Raw genomic sequence first — 24,360 nt, 5'->3', positions numbered from 1 at the left:
GGTCCCCAAATCGTCACGGAAACTTTTGGTAAATTTGAAACAAATTTTTGACGTCGGATGACGGCAGGGGTTTTCAGGACGCTATTTACCTCGTAGGTTATAGACCTACTACCGAGTAATAAGCCCGATTTGGTTGGGCGGCTAGGAGCGCATATGTCGGGTCCGGAAAAACCAGACCAACACGAGCTACGCACCTTAGTTGCTCGGGCACAATCAGGTGATCCTCGCGCCTTCGAAAATATTCTGGTGCTCTACCAGCATGGTTTGCTCAGATTCTGCAGGAGTATGATTAATTCGTCGGGTGAAGCCGAGGATGTTTTGCAAGAGGTCTATCTGAGCGCTTGGCGCCAGCTATCGACCTTGCAATCCCCCGAAGCTTTGAGCGTTTGGCTCTACCGCATCGCTCGACACCGCTGCATCGACCACCTGCGAAAGCGCACCCCGCTCCCGCAGGATTTCCACGATGAGGAGGGCAACCCCGGTCCCCGTCAGGTCTTAGAGCCACGTGCCAACGCATCTTTGGAATCGAGCGCTGAGACGCGTGCAGCAATTGTGGAACTGCGACGATTTGTCAACGAGTTACCCGCAACCCAACGAGAGTGTTGGGTCTTGAAAGAGGTTCACGATCTCTCCTACTCAGATATCTCCAAGATAGTTTCCGCACCGCTTACCACGGTGCGTGGCCGAATTGCCCGTGCCCGTGTCACCCTCGCAGAAAGGATGCAGCCTTGGAAATAACACAGGTCTCTGACCTGCCTTACAGTTGCGGCCGCAGCGAGGATGAACTCTGGTCACGATTGAGTATGCCTCCAGATCAGCACGAACTCGGTTGCCCCTATTGCCAAGCTCAACGCCAGCGTTTAGCTCCCTTGGCCAAGGCAACCACACAATGGAAAATCGGCAATGACTCCGAGAATGAAGCCGATACGGCTCTCTTAGGAAGCATCCGTGGCCGAGTCATGGATGGCATCAAAGCCGAAATTCGGCGTGGCACACGGTTCACCCTACGCATTACGACGTTAGGCACCCTCCGAATCAGCGGCTATGTGCTCTTGGAAACCTTACGTGAGGTAGTCGATTCGATACGCGGAGTTGCGTTACGGACCCACAAAATCCTTCCCGGAAGCCATCCCGAGTCCATTTCCATGTCCATCAATCTGGCACTGGAAGCCGGAGAAGATGGCGTTCGATTGACCAACGGGATCAGAGACGCGCTGCGCGCCCGCTTTGCCCAAGCCATTGGGATCTCCCTAGACGACATTGATATCAATCTGGAGGACGTTTTCCATGACTTCTAGTTCCCAGAGCATCCCGGCGAAGATTCGTATGCTGGCGATTCAGGCCGCGCGTCAAGAACCCGGGGTGCGAGAAATTTACGCACCAACCCACAGCATTTGGAAAGAGCTGGCGGGAAAAAAGGTACCCGAGCACGACCTACTTCGACTGAGTTGGCGTGGTGATTCGGTGAGCGCACAACTAGACATTGGTCTGCTCAAGGACGCAAATGCGCTTGAGGTTGCGGGCATGGTCCAACAGCGAATCCATGCGGTACTCGCCGACTACCTCGAAAACCCGGATGCACTCAACGTAGACGTTACGGTGCTGTAGCGGCTCCTCGCCAACCAAGGACTCCTCCAGGGTGGATAGCACCCATCGATGCTGTCTCCTGACATCCGTAGCTGACTGACAGCTTGCCGAATACTCGTTTAGGGAATCAGGTACGCACTATCCTTGGCGTCGGTGATGAGCATGTACCCCGGTGCGTGGCCGATGGCTAGTACGGGTTTGGATTCCATGACGGCTGCCTGTGGGGTGACCCCGCAGGCCCAGAACACCGGAATGTGCCCGGTAGGGATGTCCACCGGGTCCCCGAAATCAGGCTTGGACAAATCCGCAATCCCCAATTCTTCAGGATTGCCAATGTGCACCGGTGCCCCGTGCACCGCCGGGTAGCGTGAGGTAATGCGCACAGCATCGGACACCTGCGAGGCGGGGATCGGGCGCATCGAGACCACCATGGGCCCGGACATGGACCCGGCCGAGGCGCTGCGAATGTTTGATTTGTACATCGGCACGTTGACGCCCTGATCGATGTGCGCGATCTTGATTCCGCCTTCCATCAAAGCCGTTTCGAACGTGAACGAACAGCCAACGATGAAGGTGACAAGGTCATCACGCCAGTATTCGGTCAGATCCCGGGGCTCTGCAACCTTCACCCCGTTTTCGTACACGATGTACCCTGGCACGTCGGTGCGAATATCGCCGCCGGCCAGCAAGTCTCCGCTGGTCTCCCCGGCATCCAGCACACCTAAGATAGGACAGGACTTGGGGTTGCGTTGGGCGAAGAGCAACACGTCGAACGCCTGTTCCTTGGGCACGATGATCAAGTTCGCCTGTGCGTAGCCCAACGAGAAACCCGCGGTGGGAACGGCCAGCCCATTGCGGAAGAGTTCACGGGCTTGTGCAGGGGAAAGCTCTGCACGATCTTCTGGCAGGATTGACTGCATATCCTTGACGTTCATGGCCGATGATTCCTTTCAGCGGATGGTACTAAAGTTTCTTGTCGTTAGGCCCAGAGCTTGGCCAGACCCGCCAGCGAGTTCCAGCCCAAGAAGAGCGTCAGCAGCCAAGTCACAACACCAATAATGAGCAGCCACTTGGGGTAAACATAGCCCTGCAGCAGATCACGGCGGCGCCATGCCGCGTAGAGCAGAACCGCGAAGCCCACCGGGAGGATCAGGCCGTTGAAGGCACCGGCGAAGATCAGCAGGGTTTGTGGTGCCTGGCCTAGGAAGAGATAGATGACCGCGCAAACGGCGATAAATGCGACGGTGATCAGGTTGCGGGTGCGTTCGGGTGTGGTCGACTTGGTGACGAAGGAAACCGAGGTGTAGGCGGCGCCGATCACGGATGTCAGTGCTGCGGCCCAGAGGATCACGCCGAAGGAACGCATGCCAATATCGCCTGCCGCGTGGCCGAAGGCCTCGGCTGCTTTGTTATCGCTGGTGAGTACAACTCCCCCGGCTACCACGCCGAGGATCGCCAGGAAGAGCAGCACGCGCATGATGCCGGTGACGATGATGCTCAGGATTGAAGTTTTGGTGATGTCCTTGACGTTTTCGATGCCCGCGGCACCGGAGTCGAGCATGCGGTGGGCTCCGGCGTAGGTAATGTAACCGCCGACGGTGCCACCGATCAAGGTAGTGATGATCAAAAAGTCGATGTTCTCTGGCAGTACCGAGTTTTTCAGTGCTTCACCAACGGGTGGCGCCGCGACGATTGCCACGTAGAGCATCAGCAGGATCATGATCGCGCCGAGCATCACCACAATCTTGTCCAGGGCCATGCCGGCCTTCTTGGACAGGAAGATCAAGATAGCAACGATGGCGGAAATAATGCCGCCGATCTTGGGGTCGATGCCCATCATGGCGTTTGCGCCCAGACCGGTACCTGCAATATTGCCGATATTGAAGACCATGCCACCGATGAAGACAAGCGCAGCGAGCAACCAGCCAACACCGGGAAGCACCTTGTTGCCCAGTTCTTGGGCGCGTAGACCGGAGACCCCAATGACGCGCCAGACATTTAGCTGCACGGCAATATCAACGAGGATGGAGACGACGATCGCGAAGGCGAAGGAAGCACCGATCTTTACAGTGAACTCGGTGGTCTGGGTGATAAACCCGGGGCCGATGGCGCTGGTGGCCATGAGGAACATGGCACCGAGCATTGCTGTGCGCCGGGCTGAAGCACTGAGCTTCGGTTTAATGCTGGGAGTAGCCATGATTCCATCCATCAAGAGTGTGGGTGACAGCTGTCACAAGAAGGGGAGCAATGAAAGGTACATTACATGTTGTTGAACAATCATGGCAAGGGGTTGTTCAACAATTTGCTGTATTGGGGGGTCCCCGGGCAAGAAAACATTCCAGCGGCAGGAGCCAAAACAGGGCAAGAATCTTTCATCAAACCCTGCCAAACTCGCATGACTTCCGCGAAGCCCCGACCGCCACACCAGGCGGCCGGGCACCCCGGGAACAACAGCTCGCCTTGAGGGCTCAGATTACCGGGTTGGCTAGTCCTGATGCGCGTATGTTAAACAATCGGCATTATCCGCTCCGGGTCCAACACGCACCTCTGTGGCACCGCAGAGCAGATGATCGTTGTGAATGCATTCGGTGCGTTGACAGGCACCCACCGAAGCCAAGATCTTTGGAAGTCCCCCGTGAACACCCGTGTCGATAAATGTTGCGCACTGGGCGTGGTCGGTATGACCGCCGATGGTGATCCCCGCGGCACCGCAATGCGAGTGATCGTTGAACGAGCAATTTGCTACGGCACATTCAGTGACCGGAACCGTGACCGTCATGATTCTCTCCGTCGTTCAAGGCGATCACACTGGGTTCGGATCGCGCTTGATCACCACGGTACGCCCGTTGCCCCAAATAAATTAGTGCCACTTTTACATCCTATTTAGCATCCGCACGTGACATGGAGCACTTAATGCCGGCGCTTGAGCTGTAGCCTGAAGACGTGCGATTTCTCAATGATGTTCAGCCTGCCCATGATCTGACCTACAACGACACTTTTATGGTGCCATCACGTTCTGCGGTGCTCTCGCGCACCGCCGTCGATCTAAGAACCCCGGATTCCGTGGGCACCACCATCCCGCTGGTGGTCTCCAACATGACTGCCGTTGCGGGAAAACGTATGGCAGAGACGATTGCAAGGCGCGGCGGGATTGCTATTTTGCCCCAGGATATTTCCTTGACTGCGCTCACCGACATGATCTCGCGCATCAAGTCCGCCCATCCGGTTTTCGAAACCCCCATTACGGTCAGTCCCACCGACAGTGTTTCAAGCGTGCTTGCCCTTCTGGGTAAGCGCGCTCATGGAGCTGCCGTAGTACTCGAGGGACAACGCCCGGTGGGCATCATTGCAGAAAAAGATTGCCTAAACGTCGACAGGTTTACCCCGGTAGCCCAGGTGATGACCGAAGACATCGTCACGGTCAGCCACGATGCGGGCATGGATTCAATATTTGAAACCCTCACCAATATGCATCTGGGTTTGGTGCCGGTTCTTGACGGAGAAAATCTCGTCGGTGTGCTGACCCGAAAATCCGTGTTGCGTTCCTCGATCTACACTCCAGCGCTGGATCCCGACGGCCGGCTCATGGTCGGTGCCGCGGTGGGCATCAATGGGGATGTTGCGGCAAAGACCACTGCCCTACTGAACATTGGTGTGGATGTCATTGTTGTTGATACGGCACACGGACATCAAGAAAAAATGCTTGACGCACTACCGCCGGTGGTTGCCGCGCGTGATGACTTTGCCCAACGCACCGGGCGGCGGATTCCCATTGCCGCTGGCAACGTGGTTTCGGCCGCCGGAACCCGAGATTTAGTGGCGGCGGGTGCAGATATTGTGAAGGTCGGGGTGGGTCCCGGGGCCATGTGTACAACTCGAATGATGACGGGCGTGGGCAGACCACAATTTTCAGCGGTCCTCGAATGCGTCCAGGCGGCCCAAGAACTAGGTGCTTCGGTGTGGGCGGATGGTGGTGTGAAATATCCACGCGATGTCGCACTTGCACTGGCTGCCGGGGCTGCATCTGTCATGATTGGTTCGTGGTTTGCCGGTACCTACGAATCGGCAGGCGACTTGGCAAGCGATGGTCAAGGAAGACTGTACAAGGAGAGCTTTGGAATGGCCTCGGCGCGCGCTGTACAGCAGCGAACCCGCCACCAGAGCGCGTTCGAGCGAGCACGTGCGGCGCTCTTTGAGGAAGGCATCTCACATTCACGGATGTTCCTTGATCCGCAGCGCCCGGGCGTTGAGGACTTGATCGACTCGATCATTTCCGGCGTTCGCTCATCCTTCAGCTATGCCGGCGCAAATTCAATTCCCGAGTTCCACGACCGTGCCATCGTCGGGGTGCAGTCGGCTGCTGGTTACGAGGAGGGTCGAGCACGGGAAACGTCCTGGTAGCATTTCCCCGAGCACGCGGTGAAGCCCACCGTCTAAAGCCAGGGAACGGCGCCCTGACTATGTTCGAAGACCAGTGAGGTCTGGGTGGTTGCCACAGCCGGGTTTGCCGACAGATTATCGAGAACAAATTGGCGCACATCATTTGAATCGCGCACCGCAACGTGAATCAAGAAGTCATCGGCCCCACCCAGGAAGAACAGCTGGGTAACTCCGGGCTTGGCACGCATTTCTTCGGCAAATGTGGACATGAGATGGCGGGCCCCGGGGCGAATCTTCACAAAAATCAGAGCTTCGAGCGCGTGCCCCAGCACTACCGGATCAATTTCTAGGGTGAAGCGTCGGATCACCCCGGCAGAGCGTAGCGCATTGAGTCGCGCCAGACAGGTGGAAGGAGCAATCCCAAGCTCCTCGGCCAGCGAGTTGTTAGTGCGTCGCGCATTCTCGGTCAGCATGCGCAACAGACCCCTGTCGATGTCGTCCAATTCGACAGGACCGGAATCCCGAAGATTTTTCGCTGCAATGGCCACCGCGGCACCCAACTTTCGCAAATAGTACTTGGTTCATCCGATAGTACCGATGAAAATTTGCAAAAGTGCCCAACGCGCCGCAAGAAGCCCTACGCTAGCCACCGCACATCACTGCGGGCGATAACAGGGAAGAAAGACAGGAGTGTTAACCCTCGCGGCGGCGGTAGCGAATCCAGGCGTAGGTAGTAATGCCGATGACCAAGGCACCGGCGATAATCCATTGCCAGCCAATAGCAATCCACGCGTAGACAACAGCCATACCCACGGTTGAATAGATGGTGGCCCAGATCAGACATCCGACGATGACGGATGGAATATAGCGAATCAACGGCATGCGCGCAACTCCGGCACTTGCATTGACCGCAGTTTGAATGCCAACGGTCATGAAGGAGAGTGGGATAGCAAAGATGCCCCAACGCTGGATGAAGCGTTCGGCGCGCTGATAGATGGGGCCTGTCATCACGTGCTGGAATCTGGTGTGCTTGACTCCCGCTGCCAACCCACGGCCTACCCAATAGGTGGTGTTAGCGCGCGCCATGGCCAGCAGGAACATAAATGCAAACGCCCAACCGAAAGATGCATCCCGTAACCAGTCCATCCCTAAATCCTAACGTTGGTATCGAAGTGATGAGACTTTTAGTGATCTACCAGACACCGCGTGGTTATCGTGATTTAAAGTCGACTCTTGGCAAGCAGCAGGGACAAGTCTGGCACGGCCTTGACCCAGGTGGATTACGGGACTGAACGAATATTGCGCACCAGGAATGCTCCAACAAGTCCAATGCCCGCAGCAACAACAAACAGGGCTGTGTAGCTGCCTAAAACAGTGACGGCAAAGAGTGCAAGTGCCGGAGCAATAACTTGTGGCAAGGAGTTGGCTATATTGATGACTCCCATGTCCTTGGCCCGTTCGCGCGCCGAGGGAAGCACCATGGTCAGCAGGGCAAAGTCAACGGCAAGGTAAGCACCGAACCCGAACCCGAGAACCGCTGCTCCCACCATGGCGCCGGGGAAGGTTTGGAAAATCGCAATGATCAGGGCCGAAGAGGAGACAACCACCGATGAGAAAATCACGTAGATTTTCCGCTTGCCGCTCTTATCGCTCATCGGCCCAAAAATGATTGCACTGATGATGACCATGACTGCGTAGGTGCCCGTCAAAATGAGCACTCCCCCGGCGGGATCCGGATATTTCACCACATCCGTGAGATAGAACAAGAGGTAAACGATTGTCATCTGGTTGCCAACATTCATGATGAGTCGGGTCAACCAGGCCCAGCCGAAGTCGGGGTGTTTGGCTGGGTTTATCCAGAAACTCTTGAAAAATGTGCCAAGGGCAAACGGCTTCCGGTATTCCTTGGGCAGGTGCGGATCATTGGGTTTGAGCAAATATGGAATAACGGAAACAGCAAGGGCTGCGGCACAGATTATGTAGCCAGCCGAGATGTTCCCAAAAATGACAAACCCGACAACTGCTCCAAGCAGGATGCCAACCGTTTGTCCCATGGCGGCTAATCCGCCAATCGCCCCACGCTTGGCTTGTGGGACCCGGTCAGGGATCGTTGCAGTAACTGATGAGTACGCGGCATTGATCGATGCTTGAAGTGCGCACCAACCAATGAGCATCAGCCCCACGGTTGTGGCTCCGGAGAGAATTAAGAGTGAAGCTACGCCAAGTATCGCTCCGGCAAGAATCCATGGAGAACGCCGGCCCATGGCCGATGTGGTGCGATCCGAAAGCGCACCAAAGAGTGGGTTGGAAACCAACGCCACAGCCGCTCCGCAGGCAGTGACAAGTGAGAGAATGGCTTCCTTGTTCGCCGGGTCGATGGCCGTTGCTTGGAGACCAAGGAGCACATTGATAGGGGCGAAGATAACGACGTTGATGCCAAGATTGACCAGGACAACCGAACTGACCCATCGCTTGGTGACGGGTGTTGTTGGCTCCTTGAGCGCTTCGGGTGCCGAACCGGTTCCGGCATCATCGTCAATCATTAGACGAGTCCGGACAGCAGCCCGGCTCCGGTGCCCACCACCAATGCACCAATGAGGCACCAGGTAATGAGTTTTGTACGTTTACGTATTGATTCCATGATGCGTTCATCGTAAGCGAGTTTTCCAGCAAATGCGTATTTCTTCGGTTAATCAGCCCAAAGGTTTAGTTACTTAGTTGACGTGCCGGATTAAGCTATTGATATGAGTGAATCGGGACGCGGGTCGTCTATGTGGAGACCTCGACACCGAGGCTGGAACCTTGCCCACCATTTATTGCCAACATTCCTCTTGATCCTTTTCCTCAGTGGCGCAGGAATCTACGCCTTCTGGCATGGGCGGCCAGCACTTTCAACAGCACTTTTGGCCAGCGCACTGAGCCTCGTTTTGGTGGTGTTCTCGACTTTTCGTCGACCCACGGTAGATACCAGGGTGGGAAACGCTGCAGTAGAAACGAGTACGGGGCAGCGTGCCGCCACGTGGTTCCCGATATTTAGAACCTCAACGACTCTTGCCGCGCTCATGGTGGGTTTGGCCGTGGTGGTGCTTGTAGCAAGCATTGCGCTGAGCTCCAAGCTGCTTTTCATGCACGATAATGTTCCAACAGTTATTGCGGCTATTGCCGGGGCCTTGCTCATAGGTTGCGCAATATTTTTGATTGGTCGAGGGCTGCGCATGGCCAAAATTGCAGCTGTTGACCAGGCCCCAGGGGTCTATCTAACGCGCAGCAGAGTGGTGCAATATGATTCGCACGGCATGGCCGAAATCTATTGGAATGAAATTTCGGCCATCGAGGCGGCCGACCCACCGGGGCGTCACCCGTTGGGCCGCCGCGGGCCGGCATGGATTCGGATCGAACGCTTCAACCAAGCACGGGCCGAGCAAAGCTCCAAAGACACAGCAGTGTTGATCCAGGTTCACGAACTTTCGGCTAACCCAGACTTATTGCTACGCACGCTAGCTCATTACTTACAGCACCCGGCTGCGCGTGCAGAGTTAGGTACCGATGCGGCGATTGAGACGCTCGATGCGCTTCGCGATGATGCTTAGCGGGCCAGCTTTTTAAGCGGAATGTTCGGGTCGGCAAGGGCCACCGGGTCAACAATGATCCCGCGATCGATGATGCGCCGTGCCGCCCTGATCGTGAGTCCCCCATCGATGGCAGCTGCGCCCACAAGTTTCCCATGTTCGCCGAGCCTAAATGCTGCCACGGGGGAATCATCAATGAACCGCAGGATGGTGGTGCCTTGGGCGTTCATTTCCCCCACGCCTTCCACATGGACGCCGTGGCGATCGGACCAGAACCATGAGGCTCCGTGTTGAGGGAGTTCCTGGTTACTGAGCGATGCGGCCGCCGTTGCACCGGTATTCATTGCGTATTCCCAGTGTTCTGCACGGCGCAGTAATTCACCGGTTGTAGTGCGGGTACGTGAAGCATCGCCCACCGCATAGATGTGCGAATCACTGGTGCGTTGGTGTTCATCGACGATGATCCCGTGATCTGTTTCTAGGCCGGCGACCTGCGCCATCGAGGTATTGGGCACCATACCGATGCCGACGAGGACCTCATGCGCGGTGATCAGTGTTCCATCAACAAGTTCTACCGTGTGCATCCCCTGAGCACAGCTTATGCGCGCCGGAGTACCCTGCACCGTGGTGATGCCAGCGGGGGTGTGCATGTCATGGAGTTTGCGGGCCAGTTCTTGGCCCACCGCCGGAATCAGGGGTGGGTCGATGGGGTCAATCAGGCTTACCGTGGCGCCTAGTTTCAGCGCCGCGGAGGCAACCTCGGCACCGATTAGCCCGGCGCCAATGATGGCCAGATGAGTTCCGGGGTGAAGTTTGCTGCGTAATTTATCTGCGTCTGCTCGATCCCGCAGCACCAGCACCGAGTCAAGATCACCGCCTTCGATGGGCAGTGTTCTGGCCTGACCGCCCAGTGCCAACACGATACGATCCGCGTAAAGTTCCCTGTCATCGGTCAGCCGTACACCGATACCTTGGGCATCGGGGCCTTTACTTTCCGCGAGTAAAAGCTCCCTGGCTGTACCGGTGATGATCTCGACATCGTGTTGGGTGTACCAGGATTCTGGGGCCAGCGCGATGCCCCCGGCATCCTTCTGCCCCAGCAGGTAGGCCTTTGACAGCGGTGGACGGTCGTAGGGAATCCCGTCGGGATCAACGATACCCAGGGTTCCGTCGTAGCCGCGCGTGCGCAGGTTTTGTGCCACGGTGAACCCGGACAGGCCCCCGCCAATAATGAGGATTGAGTTGATATCCATGAGGGGCGGGAGCACGACTTTCTGCTGGGTGTGTTCTTGGCCTTGAACCTGAGGCTTGAGCCATAGGCCCTAAGAGGAAATGCCGGGGACGGCAAGGAATTAGACGACGGGGGTATCCGGGTAGAGCAACAAGTCCCCGTCCTGAACCTCAATCTTGTACGTGCGTGCCGCAACAGTTGCCGGAAGGCACAGTGCCGCACCCGATTTGAGGCAGAACTTCGCGGCGTGAACCGGGCATTCTACCTCGGTGCCTTCGATCCACCCATCGGCAAGCGAGGCCGTCTCATGGGTGCATTCATCGTTGATTGCGTAGAAGTTTCCATCTTCTGCGTGGAATACCGCGATATCGTCCTTGGTGCCGTTATCTTCGGCGGGGATGACTAGTGCTTCGCCTTCGTCGATGTCATCGACCGAACCGATATTGATTGCCTCACGCATGAGGTGGCCTCCTGAGGTGTGTAGTTGCCATCGTTTGATTCTCGGTGGCAAAAGACTGATTGCTTTCCCCTCCATCATCCCGCTTTTCGAGCCGCGACCCAACTGCCGAACCAAAATGCGTCGATTGAGGGAAGCATCTGCACCAAAATAACTTATATGCGTTTCTTTCTGCCGATAACACCCGATATTGAGTGGATAACTTTTATCATTGTGCTCACATTGTTCTCGAAGATCGGTGAACGTTTTGCATGAAATTCGATCGTGAATCAATGTGAGACGCCGTCGAGTATCACAATGTCGTAACACCGCTATTACCGCGCGGACATGGGGAAATAAGGGTTTTACACCGAGCTAAAAAACAAGATTATGTGACTTTCTTCTCCTTTTTTCGTGAAGCTGCTGTTAGCGTGAGGGTTCTAAGTCTCATCCGTTGCGAGGGGCTCACCCGCCGATCGCAACGGCTCTGTGATCCAGAAAGCACAAATCGTGAGGCCGGATCTTCCGCGCTCCACGTGGATGGAACTACCCATGAAATCAGCACCCGGGGCAGCACCGCCGGCCCTACGTGTCGCAAACGCCTTCAAGGTGTTCGGGCGTAGACCGCAAGAAGCAGTGAAAGCGCTCCAAGAGGGTCAGACCCGTGAGGATGTGGCACCGCTGGGAACCGCGGCAGTCATCGATGCGTCGTTTGAGGTGCGACCCGGAGAGATCTTCGTTGTCATGGGTCTATCCGGCTCCGGCAAGTCAACGTTGATCCGGATGCTCAACGGACTGTGGCCCATGACCAGCGGGTCGGTTCACATTGGAGATGTAGACATTTCCAAGATCTCCGGAAAGCGGCTGCGCGAGGTCCGGCAAAAAAGCATTTCCATGGTCTTCCAGCACTTTGCGTTGTTGCCACACCGCACGGTATTGGAAAACGCCGCCTATGCGTTGGAGATTCAGGGCGTAGATAAGAAAAAACGTACCGACCTAGCCACCAAGATGCTCGACACCGTCGGGCTGACCGGTTGGGGAGATAAGTACCCCTCGCAGCTCTCCGGTGGCATGCAGCAACGCGTCGGCCTTGCCCGTGCGCTGTGCTCGGAAACAGACATCCTCCTGATGGACGAGGCATTCTCCGCGCTTGACCCGTTAATCCGCCGCGATATGCAGGAGCAGCTTGCCGCTCTACAAGCGGATCTGGGCAAGACCATCATTTTTATTACCCACGATTTGAACGAGGCAATGTTCCTCGGTGACCGAATCGCCGTCATGCGCGATGGAGAGATCGTGCAGATCGGCACCCCCGATGAGATCCTTACGCACCCTGCCAACGATTATGTTTCGGCCTTTGTCAGGGATGTTGACCGCACGCGCGTGCTCACCGCCGGTGCCGTGATGCAGAATCCGCGTGCCGTGGTCTCGATCAGCGGTGGTGCCCGCGCCGCATTGTTGACGATGCGTGAGCAGCAGACCTCCGGCGCCTTCGTCGTCGACAGGCACCGGAACTTCCGCGGGATCGTCACCGACCGCGAAACCCAGGCGCTAGCCGATCGGGGAGGATCTGATCTCACAGAGATCTTGACCCGTGCCGATGATGCAGTTTCCTCTGAAACTCCACTCAACGATCTTTTTGGACGTGCAGTGGAAAGCAGTACCCCGCTGCCTGTCATCGATGAACGTGGAAGGTTGGTCGGCGCTGTGGCTCGTGCAACGTTACTTGCAGCTCTGGGTAACGTGCCATCGACGACTAGCTCCCTGGACGTATTGCCCCCGGGGCAGAGTGCCGGAAGTGATGATGGCAGTCAGAAACCACGGATATTTACCCAGGAACCATTTGGTGAAGAGGGAGGCGCACTCTAATGGACAATTTGTTCCGCATTCCCGTGGGTAAGTGGGCGGAAACAGCCCTTGACTGGATCATCGCCAACCTTGGAGCGTTCTTCGATGGTGTCAAGGTCTTCTTCGCGAAATTCTACGCAGGGCTTGATTGGGTCCTGACGACTCCACCTTTCTGGGTCATCATCATCGTGCTTGCCGCCCTTGCATTTTGGCTCAAGGGCTGGAAGCTCGCTGTGGGTAGCGTCCTTGGCTTCTTGCTGATCTACGGTATGAACCAGTGGACAAACGCCATGAACTCATTAGCGCTCGTGCTCGTGGCATCGCTGGTCGCTGTGGTCATCTCTGTGCCGCTGGGCATCGCCGCTGCCAAGTCCTCTGTGGTCTCCAGCATCGTCAAACCGGTCTTGGACTTCCTACAGACTATGCCGGCCTTCGTGTACCTGATTCCGATGTTGTTGCTGCTGGGCCTCGGACCAGTTCCCGGCATCGTGGCGACCATCGCCTTTGCGCTGGCTCCGGGAGCTCGCTTCACCGAGCTGGGAATTCGTTCAGTGGATAAAGAAGTAGTCGAAGCGGGACAGGCTTTCGGTGCCTCACCGATGCGTATCCTGCGCCAGATCCAGATCCCGCTGGCGATGCCCACCATCATGGCCGGCATCAACCAAATCATTATGCTTTCCCTCTCCATGGTCGTCATCGCCGGCATGATCGGCGCCGGCGGCCTCGGTGGTGCCGTCTATGGGGCTTTGACCAGTTTGAATACACCGTTGGGTGTGGAATCTGGCCTCGCTGTTGTCATCTTGGCGATCTTCCTAGATCGCATCACTGCTTCGCTGAGCCATGCCAAGAAGCACGTGGCGGCGTAGGCAGTCACCAATATATGAGGCACCCATTCAGCCGGGAGCCACCGTTGAAAGGAAATTTTCATGAAAAAGAAACTCATATCGCTGATGGCCGTTGCCGCGGCGTCCGCGCTAGCCCTGACGGCCTGCGGATCGGGCGACGGCAATGATCCGGCAGCTTCGCCCACGGTTGAGCGACTCGACAACGGCGACAAAAAGGAACTGACCATTGGCGTGTTCGCCGGCTGGGACGAAGGCATTGCCGTCTCCAATCTCTGGGAGCGCATTCTGGACAAGAAGGGTTACGATGTAACCCTGACCAGCGCCGATGCGGCACCGGTCTTCACAGGTGTCAGCACCGGCGACTTCGACATGACCATGGACGTCTGGCTTCCGGACACCCACGCTCAGTACTTAGAAAAGTACGGCGACAAAATGCAGGAACTGGGCACGTGGAACGAAAACGCCAAGCTGACAGTTGCTGTCAATAAGGACGCTGACATCACGTCCTTGGACGAGCTCGCCGCCAAGGCAGACATGTTCGGCAACCGTATCGTAGGCATCGACCCGGGTGCAGGGTTGACTGCTGCTATGAAGGATCGGGTCAGCCCGGACTACGGCTTGGAGAAGATGGACTTCGTGACTTCCTCAACCACGGCGATGTTGACCGAGTTGAAGAAGGCCACCACAGCCGGGGACAACATCGTTGTCACGTTGTGGCGCCCGCACTGGGCCTATGATGCCTTCCCCATCAAGGACCTCGAAGATCCCAAGGGTGCATTGGGTACCGCCGAGCACATCAGCTCCTACGGCAGCCTGACATTCAAGGACGACTTCCCCACCCTCACGGGCTGGATGGCGGGCTTCAAGATGGATGACGACAAGCTCTTCTCCTTGGAAAACGCCATGTTCAACCAGGACGAAACCCAGGACTACGGTCCGATCGTCGATAAGTGGATCACCGAGAATCAGGAATGGGTCGATTCGTTGACCGCTGCTAAGTAGTCACACAGTAGCTTCCCAAGGGCCCGGGCCGCTTGGGATACCGGTAGTACCGGTATCCCAAGCGGCCCGGGCTTTTTTCTTGGCGTTGAGCAGTGCCCTTCCGTGCCGGTGTTAGTGCAGATTAGACTCGTGGCCATGACGGCTCTTGGGCCCGCGGCCGGCCCCCGGATGGATCGCCGCACGGTGTTGATCCTTGGTGGTGCCCTAGGTTTGAGCGCCATGACAGGGTGTTCCACCGAGAATCAACCGAGTGCCACGGCAACACCCGAGCAGAGCGGGAGCAGCACCGCTGCTCACATCACAACCAGGGCCACCGGCCTTGATACTCCATGGTCAATGGCCCGCACCGGGGATGGCAGCATGCTGATTTCCGAACGCGACACCGCGCGAATTTTGCGGCTAGCCACCGATGGGACACTTACCCCGCTGGTTCATCTACCCCAAGTAGTCCCCGGCGGTGAAGCCGGGCTGCTGGGTCTGGCGGTTATTTCCGATTCCGGAACGCAACAGTGGCTCTACGCCTTCATGAGTACCGAGAGCGATAACCGGGTGGTGCGCATGGAGCTACAAGGTTCAACGGTGGGCCCCGTAGAAAATATCTTGACGGGGATTCCTCGGGCCACTATTCACAATGGTGGGCGTATAAAACAAGGCCCCGATGGGCTGCTATATATCGGTACCGGGGATGCCACCGATCAGCCAGCGGCCCAGGAAATCTCTCGACTCAACGGAAAAATCCTGCGTATCAATCCCGATGGGAGTACCCCGGAATCCAATCCTTTTACCGGCTCCCCGGTGTATTCCCATGGGCACCGCAACGTCCAAGGCCTCGTCTGGGACTCGGTGGATCGTCTGTGGGCTACCGAGTTGGGTCCGGATCGTGATGATGAAGTGAATCTGATCCGACCCGGCGCAAATTATGGATGGCCACGGGTGACCGGTGCACCACACAGCGAAGGACTCGTCGATGCCGCGTACGTATGGCCATCAACGGCAGATGCTTCACCGAGCGGAATGGCAATTGTTGGAGGCGCCGCCTATATTACGGCTCTCCGTGGTGAACGGCTTTGGCGGCTAGAGCTGCCCGCTGCCAGCTCGGGCAATGGGGCCGTGGTGTCCGCAGCCCGGATTGCTCTAGACAAGCAGGGGCGATTACGAGATGTCATGGCTGTTTCGAAGAACGAAATATTAATTGCGACAAATGAGGGCACCGATTCACGGATCCTATCGCTGGCCCTCTAGGCGGACTCTGCAATCAATAGTTGCTGCATAATGAGCGGAACCACATTGCTCAAAACCCACAATGCCGTCATGGTCCAGGCAAGTACCAGCATGAATCGCACATTGGAGCGCGGCGGGACCAAACGGATCAGCAATGGTTCGTGCTGTTTGAAAAATACGCGTTCAGGAATGATGCTCGGTTCTTCGCCGTGTTCGAGTTCGGCGAGCACCCGACTATGGGCAACCCCGTCCTCGGTGTTCCAGACCACACAACGTTGTCCCTCCAACGAGGTCACCTCGCAGAGAGCTTCACGCCAGGTAGCATGACCACGCCTGGAAATTTTGGCCACTACAAAGAATCCGATGGCTCCAAGAAGTGCGAACCAACCGAAGAGTTCTAGTGCGGGACCCACAGCCCCGAGAATTTCACGCACACCCTCATGATATTGCCTTGAGCCCGAGAATTGCTCCGGGCCATTATTTGTCGTGGCGCAAAGCCGAGCGCCACTACATGCGCCAATGAAGTTTTCTTACCCGTTGTTCAAAGGATTTAGTGCCGTTGCATGCCCAAAACTTAACGAATCTTTGCCCTAAGTCGTTGAAACGCTGGGTCTTACTTGCTGACTTTGAACAGCCCATGCGCGCCACGTTCGGCATCAATCATCACGTGTGAAACGAAAGGATAGGAACCGGCCTCGGGGAATTCGAGCTCAACAAACCCGCCTTGAGCCACCGCTAATGCCAAGGCCTGACTGCCACCTTCACCGCCATCACGTCGGTCTAAAAGATACGCGCCCTCAAACCACGTGGTATCGAATTGTCCTCCAATGATATGGAACGAGGAAGCACGGTTTGGCCCGGCATCCAACAACCAAATGCGAACCCGTTGCCCCACCGTTGCTTCAAGCGGCCGGTGGTCATACTGGTTTGCATAGCCGTTAAAAACCACCATGTCGGGGGTTTCGATCGCGAGTTTATCAGCGTTCACTTCCTTGTCCCGGGCACCGAGGTAGAACTCGGATTGGGTCAGTACATAGGAACGGTCAGCCTCGGGCAGATCCTCGGGCTCGATAACCACGGTGCCAAACATGCCATTAGCAATGTGGGCACTCATCGGCATCGTGGAGCAGTGATACATCCAGATTCCGGCCTTGGTGGCGGTAAAGGTGTAGTTCAGTGACTCACCCGGGGCAATGGTTCGCATGGGCTTATCGGGGGCCAAGGCACCTGCATGGAAGTCAATCGAGTGGCCCATGGTGCCATCATTTTTCAGCGTCACCTCAAAGGTGTCACCCACTCGCCCGTGCAACAGGGGGCCCGGCGCTGTGCCATTGAAGGTCCAGAGTTTTTGCCGAACACCGGGTGCCACCTCGGTGATCATTTCCTGCGCGGTGAGCATGATCTTGTGGGTGGTGGGGCTGCCATCCTTATTTTTGGGTGCAAGTTGGGGCAAGCGGGCGTCGCGGGCCGTGAAATCCGTCGCTGGTTTGGCTTGGAAGTCGAGCTTGGGGGTGCCCTCGGTTGCCAAGGGCTGGGTGCCGTGCGTGGAGCCATGCATAGAGCTGAGACCGGTTGGCGCTTCATCGATTGCGCCGGATTGCGGTGTTGAGTCGGGATCGGATGATACCTCGCCAGTCACCTTGATCTCGAAGACCATGCCCATTTGTTTGTGGCCCACTATCGAGCACCAGCCAGCAACGTCCTGAGTGATCACCCCGGCATCGATGGTTGCAGATTGTCCCGGGGAGAGCCGCCCGCTGTCGGCCCCGGCGGCAAGCACCAGATCATGGGTATCTGCGGTGTCGGTATTAGTTAGTTCGATGACCAGTCGGGTTCCGGCTTCAACTTCTATTACTGCCGGGGTGAAACGCATATTTGCTGCCTCAACCTTGATGGTTTGAGTCTTCACATCTTCGGTTGGCGCCGCCAGTGATTGACTTGAGCTAGCTGCCGGTGGGGCAGCGATTCCGCTGGAGGCCGGATCCAGGGCAACACCGATGGCGATGGCAAGAACCACTGCAAGCAGCCCCACCATCGCCTGACCCGCGCGCTGACCGGCAGGTCGATCGCCTTCCGGAGCCACACGTTCACGCCGCAAACCGGGAGTCGGCGCAGGAGCAGCTGCAATTTCCCGCTTGGCGAGTTTGTGGGCCCGCATCGCAGCAAAGAGCAGGATCAAGAAGCTAGACATGGCAATGAGGTATAGCACCGAGCAGATCACTCGTACAAGTGAGGGCACCGGAAGCACGCAGGCAAGTAGTGCAAGGTTTGCGGTTACCACGCGCAGTACAGCGCCTTTGTCAAAGACCGTTGTTGCTGCACGCACCGGGCGTGGTCCCCCGCCAAGCACCACCGGAATCAGGTAGGAGAGTGCGCCCAAGAGAATCTGAGCAGCAAAGCCTGCCACCACGTATGGCACAACACTTCTAAAACCGCTGTACGCGACATTCATCTCTCCCGTGGAAACCAGCATGATAACCATGGCAATCAGGCAGCCTATCCACCAACCAACAGCAGCAAGTACCGAGAGCGTAGAAAAAGTCTTGGGTGGTTTATTGCGGGCCACCTGAATAAAGGATCCTGCCATGATTCCGAGGCCCACGACGTAGCCAACTAATCCAAGAACTGCCACCGGAAGCATATTGAACCCGGCACCCAGCGCCGCAATGACGGCGGACCCGGCAAGTATTGGCAAGGCTTGCTGGGAATTTCGGGCCGCGTGATCGGCAATCTTGGTACGCAGCATGGTGGGCCATAGGGTCACCAAGGTTCCTGCGACTGTCAGCCCCACCCAACCCAGGAGGTTGAGCATTGCGTGTGAAAGAGTCGTCTGTTGGTAGCCAGGTATTGCCGAGCCGCCGGCGAGGATCGCACCAAGCAGTGCCCCGACGGGCAAGAATGCTGCGGCGAAAATATAGTACTTGACGGTGGCACCAAAACGGGAAGGCAGTGCCTGTCGCATCCGTTGGAACAGACTTATCCCATGCCAGATTGCTGCAGCGGCAATCAATGCAGCGCCTGTAGCGGTAACTAACCACAGGTTTCCAAGCACTCCACTAAAGACTCCGAGGGTGCCAATATTTAGCAATAGCAAGCGATAGTTTTGGGTGATTCGATCTCGAGGGCTGCCCTGGGTACGTAGCAAGGCGAAGGCGAAGTATTGTGACCAGACGAGGATTGCGTGAGAGATGGCACCGAGCAGCATCAGGTGAATCATCAGCCAGCGCGGGGCCGGTAGCTCACGGTGAATCAGGGTGGTGAGCACCAGAACCATGAGCCAGATAGCAACGGGCAAATCCCTCATGGGCCAAAATCCTCTGGTTGGATTCTTACTCATCCGGTGTGTCCTTCGCTGGCACTAGTGGTTCTGTGGAAGATCGTGGCCTAGTTTCGAGGCCCTGTCCCGGGTTTTGAGATGGTCTTGGTTGTCCTTTGGGTCCGGCACTTAGACCGAGGCTAAGGCTACCGGGGCGAGCGCCAACACCAAGGCCACTTGCTGGTTTTGGCGCGTCTGGCCGTTGTCGCTGTGGCGTCTTGGACGGTACCTCACCGAGGGCGACGCTGAGGATGGCGAAGGCAAAGAAGAGTAGTAATGCGATGATGTTGATGACGCTTCCAATGATCCATGCACCGTGATATCCAAGCCCGTCACCAATCCATACGCGCAACAGTAATCCCGCATGTAGCAATATTGCCGGTGCCCACATCATCTTGCGGTAGGGCAAGGGGCGCCGTAAGACGGCGGGAAGAATCGTTGAGGAGTGGGCAATGATCATCGACATGGTGAAGCCCAGGAAGACAGCGTGAATCACCGTGTCATAGCGTGCCTGGGTGCTTGGAAATCCAAAGCACCAGGTAATTGCGGCAACGCTAAGCCAGGCGTAGCCGGCAAGCATGCAGGCTGCCATAAATCGGGTGGCCCCGGTGGCTTTAATGGTTCGTCGGGCAACATCGTTGGTGGCCAGAAATGCAGTGAGCACCACTAACGAGAGCCCAAAGGCGATAGACCCCCACTGTGGCCACAGCAGCGAGCCAACAACACCGAAGGTTACACCCCACGAAAGTTGGCCGATTCGTCGCCCGGCACGTGCACCCATGGTGATGCGTGCCAATTCAATGCGCTCCCCCGCAATGGTGAGCACCACGAATGCTACGAGCCATGGCAGCAAGAGGTTCATATCCAACCCACCGAGCCAGAGCAATGCGGCCCCGGTGCCGAGTCCAGCAGCAAGCATCTGCACCAATACCGCGTTGTCACGTTGCCTGCGCCAAAGCGGTATATAGACCCAGATAAGTCCGGCCATGCCCAAGAGCAGTCCGAGTTTTCCAAGGTTTTGGGGAAGCGAGGTCAGCAGGAGCAGCGAACCAATCCCGATCAGCAGCGGGCTGAGATAACCGACGCGTTTCCCCAATGCCACCGCGCGTTCTAGGGCAACGAGCGTGCCGACAAATCCTAGGGCCAAGACCATGCCGTGGACTTCGGACCAAGCAGCAACGTTGAAAAGTGCCGGAAGTTCAAGCAGCGTCAGTGCAGCGTTCAGTCCTGCTAGAAGGCTGAGTCCGGCTGGAAGCATGAGCAGGGTGCGCCATGGAAGTGGGCGCGGGGTACGGGTGGAAGTGCGCGGCCCGGCGCTCATGCCGAGCCGGTCTTTGCCCGGTTGAGCACGAGGTTCAGTGAGCATTGCCCGGGTGCGGAGAACGGAAGCAATACGCTGCCATCGGAGGTAAAGCCCATTGAGTCGGCAGCCCCCTCAATGATACCCAAATGTACGTTGCAGATAATCTCCGGGTGTTTATTGGCAGCTTCGATCAGTGGGCAACGGTTTAGGGTGATTTCTTCGGTTCTTGCATCGCTAGTTGGTTCAAAACCGATGCCATCAAGCACACCCATGACCCGTTCCTTGGCTTCGGCAACGCCTGCTACCGCTTCGCGGATTTCTGGAAGTGTGGACTGAAGTTGTTTGCCCCATTTTGCGCCGGCACGTTTTGCGTCGCGGGTCGGGTTATCGCTGGTTTCGTACAGAACCTCAGCAAGCGCCGAGGTGAGACCGGCGAAGGGTGAAGGTTCTAGTGGGGTTACGGCCGAGAACAGCCAGGCAGGTCGCCCGCGGCCTTGTGCTTCAGCTTTGGTTTTGCGTAGGTAGCCATCGCGGGTGAGTTCATCGAGGTGGGTCCTGACAGTATTTTCATGCAGTCCGCAGTTGCGCACGATGGCAGCGAGCGTTGTGGGGACGGGCTGGATCTCAACAAGTTCGAGAATATTCGCTCGAGTGGGCGAGAGCGGGCGCCCATAGGAAGTCCTGCGCACCGGCTGCGCGGTATTCTCGTTTGCCTGCTGCATAGGGCTTCCTCTCACCGATGCACCACTGTCATAATTGGCGCAGATTATTTTCCACGTAGTTAACTGTAATAAAATAAGTGGTGGCTTCCAAAACAGAGCGGCGATGGTCGTTCACAAAGCAAAGGATTCGATAAAAAATGGCCGATATCGTCATCTCTTCAAGCAAAGAAGAAGCACAGCAGCAGGCTCCGGTTCATGCGTGCGCCTGCGGCGATCACGACGCCGGATACCCCGAGCTCGATGCCCGCGTGATTCCACACGCGATTCGTCATGCGGCAATTTTTGGTGCCATTGATTCGATTGCCGTTGGCGGCGGGATCGTCCTGATTGCCCCGCACAACCCCTTGCCACTTCTTGAGCAGCTCGAGCAGCGCGCACCCTGGGCATTCGACATCATCTACCTGAAGCAGGATCCCGAGGAATGGCACTTGCAGCTAGTGCGCAAGGCCTAAGAAGTAGCACCGAACCAGCCCGGCCCTTAAAGTGTTGGGGGCAGTTCCACGGAACTGCCCCCAATACTTCTTAAATACCGCTGCGCCTATTGCCCCGACCCATCGATGTTCACCATCCAGTCAACGCCGAACTTGTCGGTCAGCATCCCAAACCAGTCGCCCCAGGGAGCCCGAGTCAGCTCTTGACCAATAACGGCATCCTGGCTGAGCCGGGCCCAGTGCTCCTGTAGTTCTTCACGATTCTCACCGGTCAGTGCGATAGAAATGGCGGTTCCACCCTTCCACTCCATGGAGTCGGGGGTATCGGCGGCCATTACATTCAGTCCCCCTGGCGCACGTAACTGCCCGTGCATAATTTTTGTATCTTCTGCCGAATTTCCGGTGCGAGCGAACTCGTATTCCCCAAAGGGGCGCAGGTCGAGCTCTCCACCGAAGATGCTCTGGTAGAACTCCAGGGCCGCACGCGCCTGATCGCGGAAGCTGATGTAGGGATTGAGAATCGTTGACATGATTTTCTCCTTCATTCCGGTTCACGAGCGCGAACCCACAGCCAAGTCTGACCCGACTCACCCACGGAGCAAATAGCGATAAGCCAAAAAGTTACTGAGAGTTCTCCGAAGATCAGCAGAAGTGCACCCGATCACATAAGGACTAAATTGGTTGACTTAGCGCAACCAATAATTTTATAGTTGACACAGATCAACCATCCAAATGCTTTTTGAGGACCCCTCTGTGTCTACACCCCAAACACTTCCCGGCGAGACGGCAAAAATGTCACATCGCCAGGTCATGCAATCGCTGACCGGCCTATTGATGGGCATGTTCGTGTCCATCCTTGCAGGAACCGTCGTTGCTAGCTCACTGCCGATCATCGTCTCCGACCTTGGCGGCAGCCAGACTTCCTACACCTGGGTAGTGACGGCAACCCTGCTGGCCACCACCATCTCAACCCCCATCTGGGGCAAACTTGCCGACCTCGGCAACCGCAAGCTGCTTCTGCAACTTTCGCTGGCAATCTTCGTCGTTGCCTCGGCAATCGCCGGTTTCTCGCAAGATACAAACATGCTCATCACCATGCGTGTCTTCCAGGGTCTTGGCGGCGGTGGCATGGCCGCCTTGAGCCAGGTCGTCATGGCCGACATCATTTCCCCCCGCGAGCGCGGTAAGTATATGGGCCTCTTCGGGGCCATCATGGCAGTGGGCACCGTGGCCGGACCACTGATCGGTGGATTCATCACCGACACTATCAACTGGCGCTGGAACTTCTTTGTTGCTCTCCCGGTGGCGGTCATTGCCATCCTGCTCATTCAGCGCACCTTGCACCTTCCCGCAGTTCCCAAGCGCAAGGTCAAGATCGACTACTTCGGCATCGTACTGCTCTCTACCGGCGTTTCGCTGCTGCTGATCTGGGTTTCCATGGCAGGGACCAACTTCGATTGGGTTTCACCCACCAGCGCATGGATGGTCGGCGGCTCGGTCCTGGCACTCATTGCCTTTGTGATTGTAGAAATCCGCGCAGAAGAACCACTGATCAACCTAGACCTCTTCAAGAACGCAACCTTCACCTTGGCAGTCATCGCCTCACTGTCCGTTGGCGTGACAATGTTTGGCACCTCGGTGTTCCTCTCGCAGTACATGATTATGGCTCGCGGAGCATCCGCAACCAATGCCGGACTTATGACACTGCCCATGATGGCAGGCGTGTTGGTCTTCTCAACCGTTGCCGGTGCACTGATTTCACGCACGGGTAAGTGGAAGATGTATGTGGTTGCCGGTTCGATCATGCAGACGGCGGGAATGTTCCTGCTAGGAACAATCCGCTATGACACCAACTTTGTCCTTGTCTCAACATTCATGTTCCTCCTTGGTGCAGGCGTTGGCATGGTCATGCAGAACATGGTGCTGGTAGTCCAGAACGCGGTTCCGCAGAAGGAGCTCGGCGTTGCCAGCTCCGCAGTTGCCTTCTTCCGCTCATTGGGCGGAACGGCCGGCGTTGCAGCACTTGGTGCTGTCCTTGCACTGAAGATTCCAGAAATGCTTGCGGCACGTAAGGATGAAATCGGCGCAGCAATTGCAGCATTGGGCGAGGGTGGCAAGGAAGTAGCCGCGGCCATGTCCTCCGGAACCATGCCAGCAATGGGTGCTCTGCCCGAATCGATCCGCCAAATCATCGAGTCAGTCTACGGCGACGCCGTGGCACACATCTTCGCCATCGCGGCCCCGCTGGGTCTGATCACGATCCTTGCGGTGATCTTCCTGCCGAACTTGCCATTGAGCAAGATGACGCGCACCGAACGCAGCGAGGTTGAAGAGAAGGCTGGTGGCATAGTCATCGATGCCAACGATCTAGATGCAGCACCAAGCCCCTCCGATGCATCCTTGGGCATCAAAGCCGAACCTAGGCCCGAGGCAAATGACGATGACCTTGAGCCGACCCAACGCCACTGA

24 protein-coding genes are annotated in these 24,360 nt (G+C 56.8%); 11 read left to right on the top strand and 13 right to left on the bottom strand.

Annotation, left to right across the window (positions count from 1 at the left end; translation table 11 throughout):
* Positions 1-153 precede the first annotated feature (153 nt).
* Genes CQ018_RS06920 through CQ018_RS06910 form a run of 3 tightly spaced genes read left to right on the top strand, consistent with a single transcriptional unit; the run spans position 154 to position 1,608 of the window.
* Entirely contained in the window at positions 154-738 is a 585-nt protein-coding gene (locus tag CQ018_RS06920; RefSeq protein WP_105549232.1) for an RNA polymerase sigma factor, read from the top strand.
* Positions 729-1,298, top strand: a complete 570-nt coding sequence (locus tag CQ018_RS06915) for a hypothetical protein (RefSeq protein ID WP_146111834.1) — start codon at positions 729-731, stop codon at positions 1,296-1,298. The genes CQ018_RS06920 and CQ018_RS06915 overlap by 10 nt, the downstream gene beginning before the upstream one ends.
* Positions 1,288-1,608 (top strand): hypothetical protein, encoded by a 321-nt coding sequence (locus CQ018_RS06910; protein ID WP_105549230.1) that lies wholly within the window; start codon positions 1,288-1,290, stop codon positions 1,606-1,608. Before CQ018_RS06915 ends, CQ018_RS06910 begins: the two co-directional genes overlap by 11 nt.
* Before the next feature lie 98 nt (positions 1,609-1,706).
* On the opposite strand, the gene CQ018_RS06905 is transcribed toward CQ018_RS06910, so the two are convergent.
* The 3 genes from CQ018_RS06905 to CQ018_RS06895 all read right to left on the bottom strand — a co-directional run bounded on the left by CQ018_RS06905 (position 1,707) and on the right by CQ018_RS06895 (position 4,366).
* Positions 1,707-2,522: a putative hydro-lyase gene (locus CQ018_RS06905; protein ID WP_258142424.1), complete on the bottom strand. Its 816-nt coding sequence runs from the start codon at positions 2,520-2,522 to the stop codon at positions 1,707-1,709.
* Between the two features lie 44 nt (positions 2,523-2,566).
* The gene (locus CQ018_RS06900) at positions 2,567-3,784 is read right to left on the bottom strand and encodes an NRAMP family divalent metal transporter (protein WP_258142423.1); all 1,218 of its coding nucleotides are present in this window, start codon (positions 3,782-3,784) and stop codon (positions 2,567-2,569) included.
* 288 nt (positions 3,785-4,072) lie between these two features.
* Positions 4,073-4,366, bottom strand: coding sequence for a DUF1540 domain-containing protein (locus tag CQ018_RS06895; RefSeq protein ID WP_105549229.1), 294 nt, complete (start codon positions 4,364-4,366; stop codon positions 4,073-4,075).
* Between the two features lie 164 nt (positions 4,367-4,530).
* On the opposite strand from CQ018_RS06895, the gene CQ018_RS06890 reads away from it, so the two are divergent.
* A complete protein-coding gene (locus tag CQ018_RS06890; protein WP_105549228.1) occupies positions 4,531-5,988 on the top strand; it encodes a GuaB1 family IMP dehydrogenase-related protein in 1,458 nt (485 codons plus the stop codon).
* A gap of 32 nt (positions 5,989-6,020) precedes the next feature.
* On the opposite strand, the gene CQ018_RS06885 is transcribed toward CQ018_RS06890, so the two are convergent.
* From CQ018_RS06885 to CQ018_RS06875, 3 genes are all read right to left on the bottom strand, one after another.
* The gene (locus CQ018_RS06885; protein WP_105549355.1) at positions 6,021-6,515 is read right to left on the bottom strand and encodes an Lrp/AsnC family transcriptional regulator; all 495 of its coding nucleotides are present in this window, start codon (positions 6,513-6,515) and stop codon (positions 6,021-6,023) included.
* Between the two features lie 145 nt (positions 6,516-6,660).
* Positions 6,661-7,113, bottom strand: a complete 453-nt coding sequence (locus CQ018_RS06880; protein WP_105549227.1) for a DedA family protein — start codon at positions 7,111-7,113, stop codon at positions 6,661-6,663.
* A gap of 134 nt (positions 7,114-7,247) precedes the next feature.
* Entirely contained in the window at positions 7,248-8,510 is a 1,263-nt protein-coding gene (locus CQ018_RS06875) for an MFS transporter (protein ID WP_105549226.1), read from the bottom strand.
* A 201-nt stretch (positions 8,511-8,711) separates the two neighbouring features.
* Between CQ018_RS06875 and CQ018_RS06870 the strand changes: the two genes are divergently transcribed.
* A complete protein-coding gene (locus tag CQ018_RS06870) occupies positions 8,712-9,557 on the top strand; it encodes a hypothetical protein (protein WP_146111833.1) in 846 nt (281 codons plus the stop codon).
* Here CQ018_RS06870 and CQ018_RS06865 read toward each other — a convergent pair.
* A complete protein-coding gene (locus tag CQ018_RS06865) occupies positions 9,554-10,789 on the bottom strand; it encodes an NAD(P)/FAD-dependent oxidoreductase (protein WP_105549224.1) in 1,236 nt (411 codons plus the stop codon). The two genes, CQ018_RS06870 and CQ018_RS06865, sit on opposite strands and share 4 nt — an antisense overlap.
* A gap of 99 nt (positions 10,790-10,888) precedes the next feature.
* A complete protein-coding gene (locus CQ018_RS06860) occupies positions 10,889-11,227 on the bottom strand; it encodes a bifunctional 3-phenylpropionate/cinnamic acid dioxygenase ferredoxin subunit (RefSeq protein ID WP_105549223.1) in 339 nt (112 codons plus the stop codon).
* A gap of 528 nt (positions 11,228-11,755) precedes the next feature.
* Here CQ018_RS06860 and CQ018_RS06855 point away from each other — a divergent pair.
* The 4 genes from CQ018_RS06855 (at position 11,756) to CQ018_RS06840 (ending at position 16,140) form a co-directional block, all read left to right on the top strand.
* Complete coding sequence (locus tag CQ018_RS06855) at positions 11,756-13,072, top strand: glycine betaine/L-proline ABC transporter ATP-binding protein (RefSeq protein ID WP_258142422.1); 1,317 nt, start codon at positions 11,756-11,758, stop codon at positions 13,070-13,072.
* Positions 13,072-13,917 carry a proline/glycine betaine ABC transporter permease gene (locus CQ018_RS06850; RefSeq protein WP_105549222.1) on the top strand — a complete coding sequence of 282 codons (846 nt, stop codon included), beginning with the start codon at positions 13,072-13,074 and terminating at the stop codon, positions 13,915-13,917. The genes CQ018_RS06855 and CQ018_RS06850 overlap by 1 nt, the downstream gene beginning before the upstream one ends.
* A 60-nt stretch (positions 13,918-13,977) precedes the next feature.
* Positions 13,978-14,898, top strand: coding sequence for a glycine betaine ABC transporter substrate-binding protein (locus tag CQ018_RS06845; RefSeq protein WP_105549221.1), 921 nt, complete (start codon positions 13,978-13,980; stop codon positions 14,896-14,898).
* A gap of 135 nt (positions 14,899-15,033) precedes the next feature.
* Entirely contained in the window at positions 15,034-16,140 is a 1,107-nt protein-coding gene (locus tag CQ018_RS06840) for a sorbosone dehydrogenase family protein (protein ID WP_105549220.1), read from the top strand.
* On the opposite strand, the gene CQ018_RS06835 is transcribed toward CQ018_RS06840, so the two are convergent.
* The 4 genes from CQ018_RS06835 to CQ018_RS06820 all read right to left on the bottom strand — a co-directional run bounded on the left by CQ018_RS06835 (position 16,137) and on the right by CQ018_RS06820 (position 21,460).
* The gene (locus CQ018_RS06835) at positions 16,137-16,553 is read right to left on the bottom strand and encodes a hypothetical protein (RefSeq protein ID WP_105549219.1); all 417 of its coding nucleotides are present in this window, start codon (positions 16,551-16,553) and stop codon (positions 16,137-16,139) included. The genes CQ018_RS06840 and CQ018_RS06835 overlap by 4 nt on opposite strands.
* Before the next feature lie 179 nt (positions 16,554-16,732).
* Positions 16,733-19,423: a multicopper oxidase domain-containing protein gene (locus tag CQ018_RS06830; RefSeq protein ID WP_105549218.1), complete on the bottom strand. Its 2,691-nt coding sequence runs from the start codon at positions 19,421-19,423 to the stop codon at positions 16,733-16,735.
* 25 nt (positions 19,424-19,448) lie between these two features.
* A complete protein-coding gene (locus CQ018_RS06825) occupies positions 19,449-20,756 on the bottom strand; it encodes a hypothetical protein (protein ID WP_219844007.1) in 1,308 nt (435 codons plus the stop codon).
* On the bottom strand, positions 20,753-21,460 hold the full coding sequence (locus tag CQ018_RS06820; protein ID WP_105549217.1) for a metalloregulator ArsR/SmtB family transcription factor: 708 nt from the start codon (positions 21,458-21,460) through the stop codon (positions 20,753-20,755). The genes CQ018_RS06825 and CQ018_RS06820 overlap by 4 nt, the downstream gene beginning before the upstream one ends.
* A gap of 137 nt (positions 21,461-21,597) precedes the next feature.
* On the opposite strand from CQ018_RS06820, the gene CQ018_RS06815 reads away from it, so the two are divergent.
* A complete protein-coding gene (locus tag CQ018_RS06815) occupies positions 21,598-21,912 on the top strand; it encodes a DUF2249 domain-containing protein (protein WP_105549216.1) in 315 nt (104 codons plus the stop codon).
* Between the two features lie 86 nt (positions 21,913-21,998).
* Here the strand turns inward: CQ018_RS06815 and CQ018_RS06810 are convergent, their stop codons facing one another.
* On the bottom strand, positions 21,999-22,421 hold the full coding sequence (locus CQ018_RS06810; RefSeq protein WP_105549215.1) for a VOC family protein: 423 nt from the start codon (positions 22,419-22,421) through the stop codon (positions 21,999-22,001).
* Positions 22,422-22,683: 262 nt separating this feature from the next.
* Here CQ018_RS06810 and CQ018_RS06805 point away from each other — a divergent pair, with 262 nt between their 5' ends.
* Positions 22,684-24,360 carry an MDR family MFS transporter gene (locus CQ018_RS06805; protein ID WP_105549214.1) on the top strand — a complete coding sequence of 559 codons (1,677 nt, stop codon included), beginning with the start codon at positions 22,684-22,686 and terminating at the stop codon, positions 24,358-24,360.

This window comes from Arthrobacter sp. MYb227 (assembly GCF_002975435.1).
Classification (GTDB): domain Bacteria; phylum Actinomycetota; class Actinomycetes; order Actinomycetales; family Micrococcaceae; genus Paeniglutamicibacter.
The sequence above is the reverse complement of the archived record's forward strand: the minus strand, read 5'-3'. Positions and strand labels throughout refer to the sequence as shown.

Coding starts and splice junctions, on each gene's coding strand:
- CQ018_RS06920 (WP_105549232.1), top strand. CDS start 154: ATGTCGGGTCCGGAAAAACCAGACCAACACGAGCTACGCACCTTAGTT.
- CQ018_RS06910 (WP_105549230.1), top strand. CDS start 1,288: ATGACTTCTAGTTCCCAGAGCATCCCGGCGAAGATTCGTATGCTGGCG.
- CQ018_RS06905 (WP_258142424.1), bottom strand. CDS start 2,522: ATGAACGTCAAGGATATGCAGTCAATCCTGCCAGAAGATCGTGCAGAG.
- CQ018_RS06900 (WP_258142423.1), bottom strand. CDS start 3,784: ATGGCTACTCCCAGCATTAAACCGAAGCTCAGTGCTTCAGCCCGGCGC.
- CQ018_RS06895 (WP_105549229.1), bottom strand. CDS start 4,366: ATGACGGTCACGGTTCCGGTCACTGAATGTGCCGTAGCAAATTGCTCG.
- CQ018_RS06880 (WP_105549227.1), bottom strand. CDS start 7,113: ATGGACTGGTTACGGGATGCATCTTTCGGTTGGGCGTTTGCATTTATG.
- CQ018_RS06875 (WP_105549226.1), bottom strand. CDS start 8,510: ATGATTGACGATGATGCCGGAACCGGTTCGGCACCCGAAGCGCTCAAG.
- CQ018_RS06870 (WP_146111833.1), top strand. CDS start 8,712: ATGAGTGAATCGGGACGCGGGTCGTCTATGTGGAGACCTCGACACCGA.
- CQ018_RS06865 (WP_105549224.1), bottom strand. CDS start 10,789: ATGGATATCAACTCAATCCTCATTATTGGCGGGGGCCTGTCCGGGTTC.
- CQ018_RS06860 (WP_105549223.1), bottom strand. CDS start 11,227: ATGCGTGAGGCAATCAATATCGGTTCGGTCGATGACATCGACGAAGGC.
- CQ018_RS06855 (WP_258142422.1), top strand. CDS start 11,756: ATGAAATCAGCACCCGGGGCAGCACCGCCGGCCCTACGTGTCGCAAAC.
- CQ018_RS06850 (WP_105549222.1), top strand. CDS start 13,072: ATGGACAATTTGTTCCGCATTCCCGTGGGTAAGTGGGCGGAAACAGCC.
- CQ018_RS06845 (WP_105549221.1), top strand. CDS start 13,978: ATGAAAAAGAAACTCATATCGCTGATGGCCGTTGCCGCGGCGTCCGCG.
- CQ018_RS06840 (WP_105549220.1), top strand. CDS start 15,034: ATGACGGCTCTTGGGCCCGCGGCCGGCCCCCGGATGGATCGCCGCACG.
- CQ018_RS06830 (WP_105549218.1), bottom strand. CDS start 19,423: ATGAGGGATTTGCCCGTTGCTATCTGGCTCATGGTTCTGGTGCTCACC.
- CQ018_RS06825 (WP_219844007.1), bottom strand. CDS start 20,756: ATGAGCGCCGGGCCGCGCACTTCCACCCGTACCCCGCGCCCACTTCCA.
- CQ018_RS06820 (WP_105549217.1), bottom strand. CDS start 21,460: ATGCAGCAGGCAAACGAGAATACCGCGCAGCCGGTGCGCAGGACTTCC.
- CQ018_RS06815 (WP_105549216.1), top strand. CDS start 21,598: ATGGCCGATATCGTCATCTCTTCAAGCAAAGAAGAAGCACAGCAGCAG.
- CQ018_RS06810 (WP_105549215.1), bottom strand. CDS start 22,421: ATGTCAACGATTCTCAATCCCTACATCAGCTTCCGCGATCAGGCGCGT.
- CQ018_RS06805 (WP_105549214.1), top strand. CDS start 22,684: ATGTCACATCGCCAGGTCATGCAATCGCTGACCGGCCTATTGATGGGC.